Origin of the sequence: Pseudophaeobacter leonis (assembly GCF_002087335.1) — a bacterium.
GTDB classification, from domain to species: domain Bacteria; phylum Pseudomonadota; class Alphaproteobacteria; order Rhodobacterales; family Rhodobacteraceae; genus Pseudophaeobacter; species Pseudophaeobacter leonis.
The window spans coordinates 1-16629 of sequence record NZ_MWVJ01000094.1; the positions used below are offsets into that span (position 1 = coordinate 1).

Consider the following 16629-nt stretch of genomic DNA (forward strand, 5'->3'; position numbering starts at 1 on the left):
CCGATGACGGGCTGCGTATCCGGGTAGGCCATTGGCTGCCCGCCGCAGGTGAGACGGCAAAAGGCACCGTTCTGATCTTTCCCGGCCGCACTGAATATATTGAGAAATACGGCCCCGCCGCCATTGACCTCAACCAGCGCGGCTATGCCGCCCTTGCGGTGGACTGGCGTGGACAGGGGCTGGGCGATCGCATGTTGCCAGACCGCCGCCTTGGCCATGTCGAAGACTTTGGCGATTTCCAGCACGATGTTGCGGCCGTGGTCAAACTGGCAAAACAGCTCAAATTGCCAGAGCCCTGGTTTCTGTTGTGCCACTCCATGGGCGGAGCCATCGGCCTGCGCGCCCTGATCAACGGGCTTCCGGTCAAGGCCTGCGCCTTTTCCGCGCCGATGTGGGGTATTCTTATTCCCAGCAGCCTGAAACCACTGGCCCGCATCCTGGGCGGGCTGGCGCCTGCCCTTGGGCTGGGCAAAAAGCGGGTGCCAACCACAACACCAGGACACTATGTGGAAACAGCCCCCTTCAAGGGCAACACCCTGACCAATGATCCGGCGATGTATCAGCTGATGATCGACCAGCTCGCAGCGCAAAGCGATCTGATTCTGGGCGGGCCCACGATCAACTGGTTGAGCCAGGGCCTGAAGGAATGTGAGGCGCTGGCCCAGATTGCCTCGCCAGCCCTGCCCTGCCTGACCTTTCTTGGTACGCAGGAACAGATCGTCAACAGCGAGGCGGTGCACGACCGCATGGCGCGCTGGCCAGGTGGCGAGCTGGAAATGATTGATCCCGCACAGCACGAAGTCGTTATGGAAGGCCGTGAGATCCGGCAAAAGGTCTTTGACGACATAACCCGGCTTTTTGACCAATACCGCTAGCTGTTCTCGGCGCGGATGAAACCCCGATTGAAAACCTGTAAAGGCTTTCATCTCTTGGCAAACTCCGGCTTCTAAATCTGGCTTTTAAATCTGGCTGTGAACCCTCTGCCCGTTTTGGGAGAGACCGTTTTGTTTCTGGAGACATGCGCCGCTTCGGGGCTTGCACAGCCGCGCACGGGGCATACACAGCCTCGCACTGGCCTTGGCTTGTGATCTTGCCATGCGCGCCTTAGATGTTGTGCAAAGCCAAAACCCCAAACATGCCCGCCAAGGAGGCCTCGTGTTGAATCTGCCCTTCCCTGCCCTGACCACCCCCTCAAAGACCCTGCTCCGGGATGCCAATGCGCCTTCCGGCACCAAGGAACTTGGAGACCTGCCCGAATGGGATCTGAGCGATCTCTACAGCTCGCAGGAGGCCCCCGAGCTCAGCCGTGACCTCGACTGGCTTGAGGGCGAATGCAGCGCCTTTGCCGCCGACTACGAAGGCAAACTGGCCGCTCTGGATAGCGCAGGGCTTTTGAACTGCGTGCTGCGCAATGAAAAGATCAACAGCATTGCCGGGCGCATCATGTCTTTTGCTGGCCTGCGCTACTACCAGCTCACCACCGATGCCGAGCGCGCCAAATTCATGTCTGACATGCAGGAGAAGATCACAGTCTTCACCACGCCGCTGGTGTTTTTCACGCTTGAGATCAACCGCATCGAAGACGGACAGCTGGAGGCTCTGTTTGCCGACAATGCAGATCTTGCCCGGTACAAGCCGGTGTTTGACCGTATTCGCGCCATGAAGCCCTATCAGCTCTCGGACGAGCTGGAGAAATTCCTGCATGATCTGGGTGTTGTTGGCGATGCCTGGGAGCGTTTGTTCGACGAGACCATTGCGGGGCTCACGTTTACGCTGGACGGCGAAGAGCTTAACATCGAGGGCACGCTGAACCTGCTGACAGACCCGGATCGCAGCAAACGCGAGGCAGCCTCGCGTGAATTGGCGCGGGTGTTTCAGGACAATATCAAGACCTTTGCCCGGGTGCATAACACCCAGGCCAAAGAAAAAGAGATCGTAGATCGCTGGCGGGGCATGCCGACGCCGCAAACCGGTCGCCATCTGTCCAACGATGTGGAGCCCGAAGTGGTCGAGGCCCTGCGCGAAGCCGTGGTTGCCGCCTACCCCAAGCTTAGCCACCGCTATTAAGAGCTAAAGCGCAAATGGCTGGGGCTGGACCGTATGCAGGTATGGGACCGCAACGCGCCGCTGCCGATGGAAGACACCCGCGTGGTGGATTGGGAGACCGCCGAGAAGACCGTGATGGAGGCCTATGAGGCGTTTGATCCGCGCATGGGCGAGATCGCAGCACCCTTCTTTTCCAAAGGCTGGATTGATGCCGGCGTAAAGCCCGGCAAAGCCCCTGGTGCCTTTGCCCATCCCACGGTGACGGATGTGCATCCCTATGTGATGCTGAACTATCTGGGCAAGCCCCGCGATGTGATGACCCTGGCGCATGAGCTGGGCCACGGGGTGCATCAGGTGCTGGCCGCCGCACAGGGCGAGATGCTGTCGTCCACGCCGCTGACCCTGGCCGAAACCGCAAGTGTGTTTGGTGAGATGCTCACCTTCCGCAAGATGCTCGACGGGGCCGAGACCCAGGCAGAGCGCAAGATCCTGCTGGCCGGTAAGGTCGAGGACATGATCAACACCGTGGTACGTCAGATCGCGTTCTACGATTTTGAGTGCAAACTGCATGACGCCCGCGCCAAGGGTGAGCTGACACCGGATGACATCAATGTGCTCTGGATGTCGGTACAGGCCGAATCACTGGGCGAAGCCTTTGACTTTATGGAGGGCTATGAGACCTTCTGGGCCTATATCCCGCATTTCGTGCACTCGCCCTTTTACGTCTACGCCTATGCCTTTGGCGACGGGTTGGTGAACGCGCTCTATTCGGTCTACGCCGAGGGCGGCGAGGGTTTTGAAGAGAAATACTTCGACATGCTCAAGGCAGGTGGCTCCAAACACCACAAGGAGCTTCTGGCCCCCTTTGGTCTCGATGCCTCTGACCCCAAGTTCTGGGATAAGGGCCTCAGCATGATCTCGGGCATGATTGACGAGCTGGAAGCCATGGAGGACTGATGTGCCTCAGCCTGTGCCCGGTAGCCTCAGACGCGTTTGATCTTGTCCGCCATATCGCGGTGCAGCCCGATCAGATCCTGTTTTCAGGCACTGTCGCGCAGGCGTTTCAAACCAAAGAGGACGGCGTGGATTTCCATGCCATCCTCATCAACGAGACCGCCATCGGTTTTTTTAAGATCGACCGGTGCTACGGCATTGCCAAAGACAACGAGCTGGGCCTGCGCGGATTTATGATTGATCAGCGCCACCAGGGCAAAGGCCACGCCACCAGCGCCCTGCGCGCGCTGCCAGACTATTTGCGTCCCCCCTATCCAGATCAAACAAGTCTGCTGCTGACAGTCGACATACAGAATGTCGCCGCCATTGCCTGCTATCGCAAAAGCGGCTTTCTCAATACCGGACAGCTCTATTTTGGTGGCTTTTCAGGCCCACAACAGGTGATGCGCCTGCCCCTCCTGGCAGCCTGACGCCGCCTCCACCCCTGTTTTGCCCCTCAAAGTGTTACCGCCAAAGTGCTGTCCCGCAAAACAGCCGGTCAGCCACAGCACCAACCGCAGTGCGTTATCCATATATGCCGCTGCTTTTTTCAAAGAATTCAAGCGCTAAGCAAAAGATCGGCAAAGCTGCGTCATCCATCAGCACGCGCCGTGCCCCCCCGAATACCCGACAATACCCGACAATAACTGTCAACTATTTGATTTTATTGGTTTATTTCAAATTTCCGATTGACGCCCTCTTTCAAGATGCGTATCAATACCTCAAGAACTGCAGCAAGCCGGAATACAGGCCGCAAGCAGCAAGCTACTCCAGCCAGTCCAGGGCACGCCCTGAGACAAGCCAGACAGCAAGCAACGCCAGCACCCGACTATTTCACGCCAGCCACCTCTCCAATTATGGTTCTTGTTGTCTTGACTGCGGCCGCCACGCAGCCAGGAACGCAGGCTCATGCCAGGTTTCGATCCCGCACAGCGACGCCAAATATTTGGCCAGCCCGCAAGACAGACCCCCAGCCCTCGCGCCTGCAGTTTTGCCCCCGCCCCCTCTCTGCGCTCCGAAATCAATCAGGGCCTCGGCGCTGCCTTGAGCGAGAGTATCTGAGCTGGCGTCTCTGAGCCCAGCCGATGCAGAATTAGGCAGCCCCAGATAGCCCCAGATAGCCTCAGGCAGCCCAGACAGAGAAAAGGCGGAGCCCGATGGCCCCGCCCTTCAAATCTTCTTTTATACTGTGCGCCCAAAAGGCTTTAGTGAGAGGCCAGCATACCTTTGTCCGAGGCCAGTGCGCGCATTTTGGTTTGCAGCTTTTCAAAAGCCCGCACTTCGATTTGGCGAATCCGCTCACGGCTGACACTATACTGGGTGCTCAGCTCCTCCAGCGTCATCGCTTTATCCGCCAAACGGCGCTTGGTCAGGATGTCCTTCTCACGATCGTTCAGCACATCCAGACCATGTGCAAGCAGCTCACGACGGGCCTCAAGCTCATCGCGCGCCTCATAGTCGCCAGCCTGATCAGCATCCTCATCTTCAAGCCAGTCCTGCCACTGCATGGTGCCTTCGCCATCGCTGCCAACGGTGGCATTCAGCGAAGCATCCCCCCCGGACATACGGCGGTTCATCGAGATCACCTCGGCCTCGGTCACGCCAAGGTCATGCGCAATACGGGTGACGTTTTCCGGACGCATATCGCCCTCTTCCAGGGCACCAATACGGGCCTTGGCTTTGCGCAGATTGAAGAACAGTTTCTTTTGCGCCGATGTGGTGCCAAGTTTAACCATCGACCAGGACCGCAGGACATATTCCTGGATCGAGGCGCGGATCCACCACATTGCATAGGTTGCAAGGCGAAAGCCTTTTTCGGGATCAAAGCGCTTCACCGCCTGCATCAGGCCAACATTGGCCTCAGAGATGACTTCGGCCTGCGGCAGACCATAGCCGCGATAGCCCATAGCGATTTTAGCTGCGAGGCGCAGGTGCGACGTGACCATTCGATGCGCCGCGCCGGAATCTTCTTTTTCCACCCAGGCCTTGGCCAGCATGTACTCTTCTTCCGGCTCCAGCAGCGGAAATTTACGAATTTCCTGCATGTAGCGATTCAGACCACCCTCAGGGGTCGGTGCGGGTAGATTTGCGTAATTAGCCATTCAGTCGGTCCCTCCCAATGTATAAGGACTTAACATTAGTCCATATGGGTTAGCGCCAAACGCCTTTCAAGGGGCGTTAACAAGAAACACTATATATTTCGCTACCAGAACTATCTGTGATTTAGCTCACAGAGGGTTCTAAAAACAATATTTACTTTTCAACAGGTTGCTGAAGAACAGAAATAAGCTCTGCCATATCATCCGGCAACGGCGCCTCAAAACGCATCGCCGCGCCCGTGACGGGATGGATGAATCCAAGCACCGCCGCATGCAGCGCCTGACGTGGAAACGCCTGCACCGCGGCGATGGCTGCGGGGCTCAATGACTTGGCCGACAACTTACGTTTGCCGCCATAGGTCGGGTCGCCAACAAGACTGTGGCCCGCATGGGTCATATGCACCCGGATCTGATGGGTGCGCCCGGTTTCAAGCCAGCATTCGATCAGCGCCGCCACGCCCGGCGTGCCAAAGGATTCGACAATGCGCGAGCGGGTAACAGCATGGCGGCCACCCTGGAACAGAACGGCCTAACGCTGACGGTCAAATTTGTGACGCGCCAGCTGCGTGGTCAGTTTCAGAATATTGCCGGGCCCAAAACTGGTGCCACGCACGCCCCGCAGGCGCGGATCATTTGCATCCGGCACACCGTAGCAGATGGCACGATAGTAGCGCTCAACCGTGTGTTTTTCAAACTGTGCGGCAAGCCCCTGATGCGCCACATCCGTTTTCGCAACCACCAGCAGCCCGGAGGTTTCTTTATCAATCCGGTGCACAATACCGCGGCGTTTAACGCCTCCGACACCAGAAAGATGCGCACCGCAATGATGCAGCAACGCGTTGACCAGTGTTCCCGAGGGAGTGCCGGGGGCCGGATGCACCACCATGCCGCAGGGTTTGTTGATAACGATCAGGTCGTCATCCTCATAGATCACATCCAGCGCAATATCTTCAGGTCCGATATGGCTGTCTTCAGCCTCTTCGACCGTGATGTTGATCACAGCACCCTCACTGACGCGGGCCTTGGCATCCTGGACCACGACACCATCAATTTGCAGGCTCCCCGCTTCGATCAGGCGCGCCAGACGTGTGCGCGATAATGTCGCCTCTTCTGGCACATCGCGCGAAACCGCTTTATCAAGCCGCTTAGGCGGGTCTTCCGCGATGACAAACTCAATCCGGCGGCTGCCCATGACAGATCCTTCCATGCCTGATCCTTCCGTGCCTGAAATTCAGGACGAGCCGCCGCAGCTCAAGTTCCTGCGCCGACTGGTGACCACATTAACAGTGGTGATGATTGGCGGGCTTGTAGTGGTAATCAGCCTGCTTGTCATCCGCTTGTCTGCAGATGGCCCCAGCCTGCCAGCCGAGATAACCCTGCCCAAAGGGGTAAAAGCCCAGGCCGTCACCTTTGGGCAGGGCTGGATCGCGGTGGTGACCACGGACAACAAGATCCTGATTCTTGATCCCGCCAGCAGCGCCGTGCGCCAGACAATCCCCCTGAAATAGCGGCAAAGCCAGAACGGGCGGGCTCAAATAGGCGCAGATCACTTTACCAGTTAACACAACGGGGTAAGCTAACGTAACGGGGTAAAGGCCGCACAGCATTTGGCCGTTTCTCCGACACAGAACAGGCAGTGTGTCCAATGCTGCAAACAAAATAACGCCCCGCAACCAAAGCGGCTGGAGGGCGTTTGATGATCTTTGAATGTCAAATCAAGCAAAAGCACAAACGATCTGAGCCAACTTGCATTTTTGCCCGAGTGCTTAGCTCAGCTTGACACGCCGGATATCCGGGTAGTGGCCGTTTCCATCACTGCCGCCGTCTTTCTCCCAGCTCACAGTGACCCGTGTGAGCTGGCAAAGAACGCTTCCTTCAGAGTCTCCGCGACACGCTCGTGGAACGGGGTGGAGGTTGTGATCATGCCGTAGCCATTGACGCCGGGTTGGTTTTGGTTCGCCCGTTGCAATGGAGCGCCCGGACCACGGTCATCGGTTTGGTCTAAAAAGAACGAGGCATAGCTGCCGTGGTCCGGGTCGATATCAAATGCCGTGACTTTTCCTGATGCTGTTTTGGTCATAAATTAGGTCCTCTAAATACGATAAACTGATGCCAGCCTCGGCCCAGCTGAAATGTGTAAAAATAAATTACTTGTTACCTACATGTTCACAGAGGATCTAAAATATATCCCATGTGAATTTCGTCCCTCGACGCTAGGTCCATTCGCCTTATACACCTATGGCGGTATTCCCTACCTAACTGATTCCCGAAATCCGGCGCCAAAACCCGGACCGCAAGGACAGATTTACGCCACGCGCAGCCCCCTGAACGTCATGCAGCATATGTCTGAATGGGCGTGGAATTGCCGACAGGCCAATCAAGGCTCCGCTGCCAGGCGCTGATGTCAGGTGTCGGTGTCGGTGTCGGTGTCGGTGTCAGCTATGCGCGGGTTGCGACCTTTGTAAATGTCGGCCTGGTTCTCAAAAGCGGGCCTCGGCGTTGTGCTGTTTCAACACATGCGATACGGTTCACGGGTGAGGTTTTTCGAGCATATAACCACAGTACTCCTTGTTGCTGTTCTTGTCCTGGTCAGCGGGGTCGGAAGTAGTGTCCATGCCTTGATGGATGACCGTGCCAATGGGCATTGTGACACGCATGCGGTCGGTGCAACGCACGAAGCTCATGCTGAGCGGACGGTGATGGAGCACGAGGCTGGAGATCTATCCAATGAGGATAGAGTGGAAGCCGACGATTGCTGCACATTCCTCTGCAATGGCCTGGCGTTTTCTCCTTTGCATTCTGTCGTAGCGCATCGCCAGTTTGCAGCCTTGTCGGGCTGGCCAATTGTGCATCTCTCGCCCCTGAATGAGCCGCAAAGTCTGGACAGACCACCTAATACATGACGCAGGTTTTTAACGCTGTTCCCACCGGTGGAGAGCGTTCTGGCGCGCCGCGACACTGAGCGGCCGCTCCCTGTTTCACAATGTTAGGACTACTCAATGACCCGAAGTTTCCTTCTGTTGGGCGCTTGTGCTGTCGCAGCTTTTGCGGCCTACAATCTTCTTCGCTCTGGACCGTCTGAAGAGGGTGCTCAGACGATGCCGCGCCAAAGCAACGCTATCGTGGCACTCCAGATGCCCCCTCTCGCGGGCAACGCCGCCATTGGGCAGCGCGTATTCGAGACCGCCTGTTCTGCCTGCCACGGGAGCAACGCCGCGGGCAACGAGGATGCCGGGCCTCCCTTGATCCATATTATCTATGAGCCAGCTCACCACGCAGACGAGGCCTTTCAACGCGCAGTCGCGATGGGGGTAAAAAGCCATCACTGGCGTTTTGGGGACATGCCCCCGGTTGCAGGTCTGACCCGGGGTGATGTTGCTATGGTCATCGCCTACATCCGCGAAATTCAACGCGCCAATGGAATTGACTGAGGATCGGCCCAATGAAAAACCTTACCATTCTCGCCTTGATGAATGCATTGGCCAGCGGCGCGTTGGCGCACTCCGGTGTGGATAGCATCCTGCCCAAAGACGGCGCGACACTTGCAGAAGTTCCGTCTGAAATCAGCTTCAGTTTCAAAGGCGAAATCCGCCTGACACGGGTAGATATGATCCATCAGGACAATCCCGCCATTCGGCTCGATCTCAGCGATCAGACCAGCTTTACCCGTGTGTTCTCCCTGCCGCTTGATGGCAAGGGAGAGGGTATTTATCGCATCAAATGGCGGGGCTTAGGCAAAGATGGGCATGCCATGCAGGGCGAATTCACCTTCACGGTGGATTGAGAATGCCTGATCTGTGGAGCATCGCCGCGATCCTTACGAAACTGTTGCTGTACATCGGCATTTTTGGCTCTGCCGGGCTTGTGCTCATTCGAGCTGCTTTTTCCGATCTGGTCTCTCCCCTGAGCGATCAAATACGGCTGCAGGCTGTGACATTAGCGGGGCTGGCTCTTGCTGCCGCCGTCCTCGGCTTCATGCTGCGAGGTGCCGCCCTGACGGGCACATTCGATGGCATGACCGATCCCGAGATGCTCAGCCTGTTGTGGCAAACTCCGGTGGGCGACGCTCTGATCTACCGGGTCATGGGGGCTGCTTGATTATTGCAGGGATGGTCCTGTCCGGTGGCGGACACTGGATCGCTGTTGCCGGTGGGGGTATTGCGCTCTGGTCCTTTGCGCAAATCGGCCATGTGCCCGAACTGGAGCAAACCGGCGCCCGTCTGCTGCTGTTTTTTCATATATTGGGCATAGCATTCTGGATCGGCCTCCTTGGCCCGTTGCGCAGCTTATCACTGCGACCGCAATATCTGCACCGCGCCGCCCTTCTGGGCCATCGGTTTGGGCAGGCCGCCTTAGCCATTGTTCCTGCGCTTGTATTGGCGGGATTGCTTATGGCATGGTTTCTGTTGGGCGATCTGTGGGCTCTTGTAACAACCGGCTATGGTCAAACCCTTTTGATCAAACTGTTGCTTGTCGGCGTGATCCTCATATTGGCCGCCGTGAACAAACTCCGTTTCGTTCCCGCCCTGCGCGCTGGGGATGAAAAAGCAGCCCGCCACCTGGCGCGTTCCATTGCAATCGAAACTGCACTCATTCTGGCAGTGCTTGCAGCCACTGCGACGCTGACCAGCGTTGTGACCCTACCGAATTGAGGTATCTCATGAACAGACGCGACTTCCTGATCACGACCTGCGCGGCGGCTCTGGCTCCAGGCCTCACACTTGGCGCGCCAACGGTGGATTTGATCGCAGAGCCGGTCCGCGCACAAATCCTGCCGCAGGGAGAGCCCTCACCACCGATGCTTGGCTTCAATGGCAGCACACCCGGCCCAGTGCTTCGGGCCCGTCAGGGTGAGGTCTTTCACATCCGTTTCCTAAACCGCATTGGGGAAGGCTCGGCGGTTCACTTGCACGGTCTGCGCTCTGACAATGCGATGGATGGCGTGCCGGGATTGACGCAAAGCGTGGTCGATACGGACGCCGCGTTTGCATACCGGGTTCAGGCACCCGATGCGGGGACCTTCTGGTACCACTCCCACAACCGTTCCTGGGAACAGGTTGCCAAAGGGCTCTATGGCCCGCTGATCGTGGAAGAACTGACGCCACCAGATGTGGATCACGATCTCGTCGTCATGATCGACGATTGGCGCCTGACGCAGGCTGGCACGCTGGCCGAGGGGTTCGACGACATGCATGATCAGGCGCATCAGGGGCGGCTTGGAAACTATGCCCGCGCCCTTGTTCAGCCGAATGCGCCGGTCCGTCGCGGTGATCGCATACGCCTGCGACTGATAAACGTGGCTACGGACAGGATTTTTCCACTTGAGCTTGAAGGCATTTCCGGCAAGGTCGTTGCGCTGGATGGAATGCCGCTTGCAGACTCGCAGGACACGTCCGACCTCATTCTGGCCCCCGCCCAACGGGTGGACATCATCGCCGATGTCACTGCAACCGACCAGATTGGCTTTATCTTTCCAACACGTGACGGTCCATTCCATTTGGGAAAAGTCCCTGTGGCGGGGGAGAACCTGAGCGGCGCCTGTCAGATATCCCAATGTTGCCGGCAAAAGAGACAGCGCAGCCCCACATGGCCCACGCCGTTCCGCTGACCCTCACCATGGAAGGCGGGGCCATGAGCCGTCGCATGATGCAAGGCATGACAGGGAGCGGCATTTGGGCGTTCAACGGCCAGTCCGGCCTTACAGAAACCCCGTTTCACCGGTTTGAACGCGGCCAGACAGCGCGCATCCGTTTGGCGAATGATACGCGTTTCCCCCATGGCATCCATCTGCACGGACATCACTTTTTTGAGGTCGGGGCCGACGGTAGTTTGGGCGCTTTTCGCGACACAACACTTGTAGATGCAGGCGAGATTCGCGACATCATCTGTGTTTTCGACAACCCCGGAAACTGGTTGCTGCACTGTCACATGTTGGGACATCAGGCCGCGGGTATGAAGACCTGGGTGACGGTCACATGAAACGCGGTCTTGCCATCGCAACATGTATTGTCGCCACCTGTGTTGTCGCCACCGGTGCCACAGCCGGTCACGAACTGGACAACAGGGATGTAATCAATGGCCCGGCCCTCTACAGCCTGCATTGTGCGTCCTGTCACGGCTCTAATCTCGAAGGGCAGCCCGCCTGGCAAACGCCTGGAGAAAAGGGCGTTCTGCCAGCCCCGCCTCATAATGAGACCGGGCATACCTGGCACCACGACAACCAGCTCCTTTTTGAGTACACCCGACTTGGCGGCAATGACGCGTTGGCGGCGCGTGGCGTCCCGGGTTTTCCAAGCGGAATGCCCGGTTTCGCCGACGTGCTCTCCGAGGACAGTGTTTGGGACGTTCTGGCCTATATTCAATCGACCTGGCCGGAGCGCATTCGAGATGCTCAAGCCAGCCGCAATCCACCACATGATTAGCGTGACACCAGGTACTGTCACACCTTCGCAGTCGCCAAGAGCTTGCCTCCAAGCCAGCGCCGCCTCTTGCTGCGCCTTCCAGGTGGAGGCTAGTCAGGTGGCGGCAGGCAGGTGGTGGCAGGCAGGTGGGTGTAGTCTGGCATGACAAGAGCGCCCCCCCGCCTGCATATTCTGCACGTCCCGCCATTTCCCGCGATTTATTCCCAACAATGACCGAGGCTTATTCCCCTCGGTCATTGCCCAAGAAAATCATCATTCAAAGTAACGCGGTCATTAAGGGACATTGTTCGTGCTTCAGTGTCAAAATGGCGCTTTTTGTCCCTCATGAAAGGTGACGGCCCTGTTCGTTACCGCGCCCCGATCCGCACATTCGTGCCATCGAAGGTAGGTAAATTCATCACAAAATCATCCATTGGATAACAGATGGCCTGCTCTTCCAGCAATCCGATGGCTATTTCCTCGCCCATTCTCAAGCTGTCATAATAATCTGAGAAATAGTGAACACCTGCCATATTGCGGCCAATTGAGATGTTTGATGCAAGTTTGTTCAACTCTCCCTCAAGCGTCAGCGGGCAACCCTTTATTTCCTTGGATGTCAGCTTATTGCCATCTTTATCCGGCTCAAAACAGACCGGTTTCGAAATAGTGCGATAAAACCCTGCTTTACCAAAGTTGCATTTCTTCTCGCCGGTCTTCTTATCAATCTCTGCATTGACGCCGAGAACAGCACCTGTGTCGCAGAATGCCTTCCAAAATCGTCGTGCATGCCCCAGCGACAGCGGCGTGGCCTGCTCCGTATGTTGGGTGCATGGGTGAGCCTTCTTGAAAGGCCATAGGCAGCAGGAAATTACCATTTGGCAGGGCTGCATCAGGGCGGTTGTGCCCATGAATTTTTTCCAGGGTCTGATCCAGATCTTTGCGCATTTTGCTCAGGTGACCACAGATAGAGGGGAATTCCGCTTCCAGTCCCTCGACTCGGGAAATTCGGCCTGCCAGCGCTTCGGGCCGCAACCTCAGGTGGGTGTTGAATTTCTGAAAACGAACCGCCTTGAGCGCCCGCGTTGCGACCTCGGTCACCAGCGTCAAAATATGCGGCCCACCCCAAAGAGCAAACCCGCCCGCGTTCTGAGCGATGCCATCTGTGTCGCCTGGCCCATACATGTTACGCATGCCTGAGAGCTTGGCAAAGGCGGGGTCGAACGGTGTCTCCATCTTCAAAAGTATCAGTGCCGCATTCAAATAGGCCTGGTACAGCGCATCGAAATGAACATAGGTCGCCAGATCCCGGGGGGTACAGATAAAGCGACGATTGCAGTCAAGCGTCTGACCTGGCGTACATTTATTGACATCATAGCCATTTTGAACACGCAGCCATTCCTGCCATGTTTGCATAAAGTCCTCATCGGGCTTTGCAACCGGAACACGTTGATTAATTTCCTGCGCACCATAGCTGATGAAGCCGTCGGAAATTTCATGGCACTTGTCAGCTTTAGTCTCTTTATGGGACTCATCATTTCCAATCCAAAGAAACTGCGACACGTAGGGGCCAATTTCGACGTTGACCGATGAGCCCCGAAAGGCGGTTTGTCGGTCAATCTTTGCAGTATCATCCGCCTTGCGCGGCCTGTTCGGGAATCCAGCTTTCGCATATGGCAATGCGTTCAGGCGATCAATTGATGCTTGAAGATCAGCCTGACATGCACCGCCACCGCTGTCAAAACTCGTCAATGGCACATCGCGCAGCAAGGCAAGCTCATAAACCTCGGCCATTTCAAAGGTCAGCTCGTCGCTGCAAAGCCGCGGCGCCGGCTGCATGGTCACGGCCTGTGCATCCGGCCCTTCCAGATCATAGACAACGCCGGCGGTCGGGGCTTCCCACTTCCGGCGCGGCTCATCCGTGGGAACATAAACGCGCGAGGTGAAGGGTTCAGCAAACCCCTCATTAATACAGCCGCGAAAAGCCTCAAAATGGGAGGGATCTTCGACGACCCCAAGCACATCGTGATGCTTCAGTCCTTTTGTAAAACTCATGGCATAATGCGCCTGAGCATACCGCTGTTCGTCTCCGTTTGCCTCGTGTTTTGGATGCGGGCGGTGCCGGGCTTTCGAAGCAGCTTCAACACGAACTCGATAAGATTCTTCTGACCGATCAGGTTTCATGGGGAAATTCTCCAATAAAAAAATTTGGGGTAAAGCCCCTTTATTTTCCATTGAATTAGCGCCACTGTCAATATTAACGAAAATCATTAACGCATGCGATTGATACCCCCCCCCAAATAACACCGCAATTTTTACTTTAAATCACAGAAGCCGGTCAATCAACGCCAAGTGATTACACAATAGGCACTCAATAACTGAGAAATTCCCCCGCAATAAACAGCGCATAAAAAATGCCATTAGCGCAATCGCTACGAACGCTCACTTCGTCCGCAGCGCCGCGGCTCGTTCAGGGCAAAGCCTTGGCCAGGGTCACGGCTGCTCGCCGAAGAAAGGCGCTGCACAGCTGGATCCGGGGTCGAGAGGATCAAGAACTATGAATCAGCTGCGCTGGGTTTTCCATGATCTTTAGCACCGTAATGCTGCGCCTTCTCCTATCGGGCAGTCCGCCGCCAATTAGGGAGCCGGAGCACCACAGAGGGCGCTAAAAATCCTAAACCTAAAAAGACTACCGAACCCGGTCTTGTTTACTCAGCTAGCATCAACCTAGCCCCTGCGTGATTCAGATATAGACGCAATGGTTTGCCATCAGGCTCCTCAATCAGGGCGCTCATATTGTGGCCTCCACCAGCCCGGCATCCTCAATGTCCTCAGCCCAGATGCGCAGTCTGGTGACAGTCATGTTCCCGATGGACGCGACATCGGGCGACCTTGCAATCAAATCAGGCAGAGCGGACAGCGGGCTGACGGATGTTGTCGCCCCGTCAGATGCGCCCTGAATAGAGCTGGCAGTGTGTCTGAAAGCATAGCGGAATGGCACATCGACACCGGGCGCTTTGTCATCGCCAGATGTGGCTGCGGCGGCCTGCACACCGTCAGCTTTGCTAACGAAAAACATCTGCCCTGTGCTTGTGGTGTTCGTGCTGAGCTCCGCCCTAATCCGGTTGCCGGTATCCTCGGACCAGACAAACGGTATGACGGTCGCAAACGCATCCTCATCCTCATAGGTCATATAGCCCTCAATGGCTATTGAGACAGCAGCGGGCATAGTAACCTGGCGGAGGGTTACGTTGTCGACGCGGCAGGACGTTGCCGTCGTGAGGTTGCGCAACCCAATCTGGTTGGCGCTCATGTCGGCGGTGAACAGATATGAATTGCGACCGGGGCCGAACCCGCCAATGCTTATGGATTCGGCCTGGTATACTGTCCCTGACCCGCCGCTCGCATCAAATTCAAGAATATAAACATCTCCGGGATTGAGGCCAATAAACTGGACAAGCCCAGCAGCTCCGGTGTCATTTGCAAGCACCAGCTCTCCATCGGACACAGATGCAAGGCCACCGGCCTCACTCGTATCTGTCCACCCCGTCAGGCCATCTGCGAAGTCACCGTTGGACACAAATTCAGGTCCCGGGGCTCCAACGGCCCTGGCAAGGGCGACATGGTTTACTGACAGGGTTTCACCGGCGACTGTTACGGCAGAGGCATCTGTTGAGATATAGCCGGTTGGGTGGCGCGCCTCTGCCAATTGCAGCGCTGTGATTGTGTGCTCACCTGTCGTCTCTGGGTCGGACGCACCTGTGGCATCGGTGGAGGCCGGGAATATCTGCGCGGTGAGAACACCGGAGAACCCCGTGGTGCCTATGACAAACCAACAGAACCAGTGGTCGCCCCTGTCCTCGACTTGCCTTTCCACAACCCGCGCGTCCCAAAGAGAGAGCAAGCTGCCGTCAACAGCGTTGACTGACATGCCGCAGTGGTAACTGGTGCCGCTGACGCTTTGATGCAGGCGGAGGCCAAAATGTGACGTGGCTGCGTCCTGCTTGGCGAGCAGAAAACTGGCACAGTAGGTATCGCCGCTGAGGCCCGAAACCTGCTGTTCAAGGTGGGTATGCAGATCGGAGCGCTGGTCGCTGACCTCAAACGCCGGAAGGCCAGCAAGTGTACCATTCGCAACAGAGCTTGCACTTGCAGAAAAGCTCCAGGCCGACGCCCCATTGATCTGGTTCTGGCTGTCGGCGAACAGATTGGTCGCTCCGACAGAGGACACGGAAATCCCAGCCGGAACCAGCGTGCCATTTTGCCAGATGTGGTGGCCTGTGCGCGCCTCTCCCGCAGGCACAGGCGTGATGTGCCCTAGGGCGTTGACCTTCCAGGCCGCAGACAGGCGGGAAAAGGCGAACAGATCAGCGAAAGCCATAGCGCCGCCATTGACGGCATAGACCCCCGCCGCAAAATCGCCAATCAGTGCAGGCGCCAGGCCTGCCACGCGGGAACGTGCCACCGGCGAAGCCTGCGCAGCACAAACCCCCAGCCCAAGGCCCAGTATCATAGCCACCCCACAACTGTTGCAGTGGTGCCGGTTGCCTCAACCCCCACAGCAGAGAACTGCAGAATTTCGCCAGCGGCTACGGGATAAGCGATCACATCACCACTGACATCGCGCAGGGCGACAGCGCCCGAGGTCAGAGCGCGCAACACGCGGGGGCGGATTGGCAGATCAACGCCATCGGCCGGCACAACGGCAAAATGCCGAGTGGCAGGGCTGTTCAGACCACGGATCTGGGCGGCAAATGGATCATATGCGGGCATGGTTAGGTTCCTTGTAAGGTATTGAACTGGGTGGCCCAGCTGCGGGCCGGGGTCTTTCAGGCTCTCGGCAACGCGTGCCAGCTTACCTTCGGCACAGGTACGCCCCCGCGCCTGGGTAAGCAGAGCCTCTCACAGCTGTTGCAGCCAAAGGCATTGGTCCAAGATAACCTTGATAGGGTTGCAGAAGCGCAGCAGGCACGTTCGCGGATATAGCAACGTTTGTGTCGGGCGAGCCTCGACCGGTCGCACAGCAGGAGCGCCCAGCAACGGCGACAAAGGCACACTACGGGTAAGCGGTCTGGCGCAGCCGCCCCTATGAA

General features: G+C 57.1%; 16 protein-coding genes and 2 pseudogenes. 11 read left to right on the top strand and 7 right to left on the bottom strand.

The annotated features are described in order from the left end of the window. From B4968_RS18020 to B4968_RS18030, 3 genes and pseudogenes are all read left to right on the top strand, one after another. Positions 1-875, top strand: an 875-nt coding sequence (locus B4968_RS18020) for an alpha/beta fold hydrolase (protein WP_139792902.1), incomplete at its 5' end; no start/stop codon positions are given. 280 nt (positions 876-1155) lie between these two features. Continuing rightward, positions 1156-3003, top strand: a pseudogene (locus B4968_RS18025) (M3 family oligoendopeptidase). After that, positions 3003-3470, top strand: coding sequence for a GNAT family N-acetyltransferase (locus B4968_RS18030; protein ID WP_083100760.1), 468 nt, complete (start codon positions 3003-3005; stop codon positions 3468-3470). The pseudogene B4968_RS18025 and the gene B4968_RS18030 overlap by 1 nt, the downstream one beginning before the upstream one ends. A 774-nt stretch (positions 3471-4244) precedes the next feature. Here the strand turns inward: B4968_RS18030 and rpoH are convergent. Together rpoH and B4968_RS18040 are read right to left on the bottom strand one after the other, a co-directional pair. Next, a complete protein-coding gene (gene rpoH / locus B4968_RS18035) occupies positions 4245-5141 on the bottom strand; it encodes an RNA polymerase sigma factor RpoH (protein WP_083100761.1) in 897 nt (298 codons plus the stop codon). Between the two features lie 151 nt (positions 5142-5292). Further along, positions 5293-6330: pseudogene (locus tag B4968_RS18040) on the bottom strand (RluA family pseudouridine synthase). A gap of 13 nt (positions 6331-6343) precedes the next feature. On the opposite strand from B4968_RS18040, the gene B4968_RS18045 reads away from it, so the two are divergent. After that, positions 6344-6646, top strand: a complete 303-nt coding sequence (locus tag B4968_RS18045) for a DUF6476 family protein (protein WP_083100762.1) — start codon at positions 6344-6346, stop codon at positions 6644-6646. Positions 6647-6975: 329 nt separating this feature from the next. On the opposite strand, the gene B4968_RS18050 is transcribed toward B4968_RS18045, so the two are convergent. Continuing rightward, positions 6976-7218 carry a hypothetical protein gene (locus tag B4968_RS18050; protein ID WP_083100763.1) on the bottom strand — a complete coding sequence of 81 codons (243 nt, stop codon included), beginning with the start codon at positions 7216-7218 and terminating at the stop codon, positions 6976-6978. 1054 nt (positions 7219-8272) lie between these two features. Between B4968_RS18050 and B4968_RS18055 the strand changes: the two genes are divergently transcribed. The 7 genes from B4968_RS18055 to B4968_RS18075 all read left to right on the top strand — a co-directional run bounded on the left by B4968_RS18055 (position 8273) and on the right by B4968_RS18075 (position 11560). Continuing rightward, entirely contained in the window at positions 8273-8569 is a 297-nt protein-coding gene (locus tag B4968_RS18055; RefSeq protein WP_241525830.1) for a c-type cytochrome, read from the top strand. Positions 8570-8580: 11 nt separating this feature from the next. After that, the gene (locus B4968_RS18060; RefSeq protein ID WP_083100765.1) at positions 8581-8922 is read left to right on the top strand and encodes a copper resistance CopC family protein; all 342 of its coding nucleotides are present in this window, start codon (positions 8581-8583) and stop codon (positions 8920-8922) included. Positions 8923-8924: 2 nt separating this feature from the next. Next, on the top strand, positions 8925-9236 hold the full coding sequence (locus tag B4968_RS24745) for a hypothetical protein (RefSeq protein WP_241525831.1): 312 nt from the start codon (positions 8925-8927) through the stop codon (positions 9234-9236). A 92-nt stretch (positions 9237-9328) separates the two neighbouring features. Then, positions 9329-9790 (top strand): copper resistance D family protein, encoded by a 462-nt coding sequence (locus tag B4968_RS24750; RefSeq protein WP_241525832.1) that lies wholly within the window; start codon positions 9329-9331, stop codon positions 9788-9790. 8 nt (positions 9791-9798) lie between these two features. Beyond that, positions 9799-10746, top strand: coding sequence for a multicopper oxidase family protein (locus tag B4968_RS18070; RefSeq protein ID WP_241525833.1), 948 nt, complete (start codon positions 9799-9801; stop codon positions 10744-10746). Next, positions 10725-11117, top strand: coding sequence for a multicopper oxidase domain-containing protein (locus B4968_RS24755; protein WP_241525834.1), 393 nt, complete (start codon positions 10725-10727; stop codon positions 11115-11117). The genes B4968_RS18070 and B4968_RS24755 overlap by 22 nt, the downstream gene beginning before the upstream one ends. Next, entirely contained in the window at positions 11114-11560 is a 447-nt protein-coding gene (locus tag B4968_RS18075; RefSeq protein WP_083100766.1) for a c-type cytochrome, read from the top strand. Before B4968_RS24755 ends, B4968_RS18075 begins: the two co-directional genes overlap by 4 nt. A 347-nt stretch (positions 11561-11907) precedes the next feature. Here B4968_RS18075 and B4968_RS23830 read toward each other — a convergent pair whose 3' ends face one another. The 4 genes from B4968_RS23830 to B4968_RS18090 form a co-directional block, all read right to left on the bottom strand. Then, positions 11908-12111 (bottom strand): hypothetical protein, encoded by a 204-nt coding sequence (locus B4968_RS23830; protein ID WP_206601114.1) that lies wholly within the window; start codon positions 12109-12111, stop codon positions 11908-11910. Between the two features lie 148 nt (positions 12112-12259). Next, positions 12260-13807, bottom strand: a complete 1548-nt coding sequence (locus B4968_RS18080) for a phosphatase PAP2 family protein (RefSeq protein WP_206601115.1) — start codon at positions 13805-13807, stop codon at positions 12260-12262. Between the two features lie 520 nt (positions 13808-14327). Then, on the bottom strand, positions 14328-16001 hold the full coding sequence (locus tag B4968_RS18085; RefSeq protein ID WP_139792903.1) for a hypothetical protein: 1674 nt from the start codon (positions 15999-16001) through the stop codon (positions 14328-14330). A gap of 44 nt (positions 16002-16045) precedes the next feature. Beyond that, positions 16046-16309, bottom strand: coding sequence for a spike base protein, RCAP_Rcc01079 family (locus tag B4968_RS18090; RefSeq protein WP_083100768.1), 264 nt, complete (start codon positions 16307-16309; stop codon positions 16046-16048). Positions 16310-16629 lie beyond the last annotated feature (320 nt).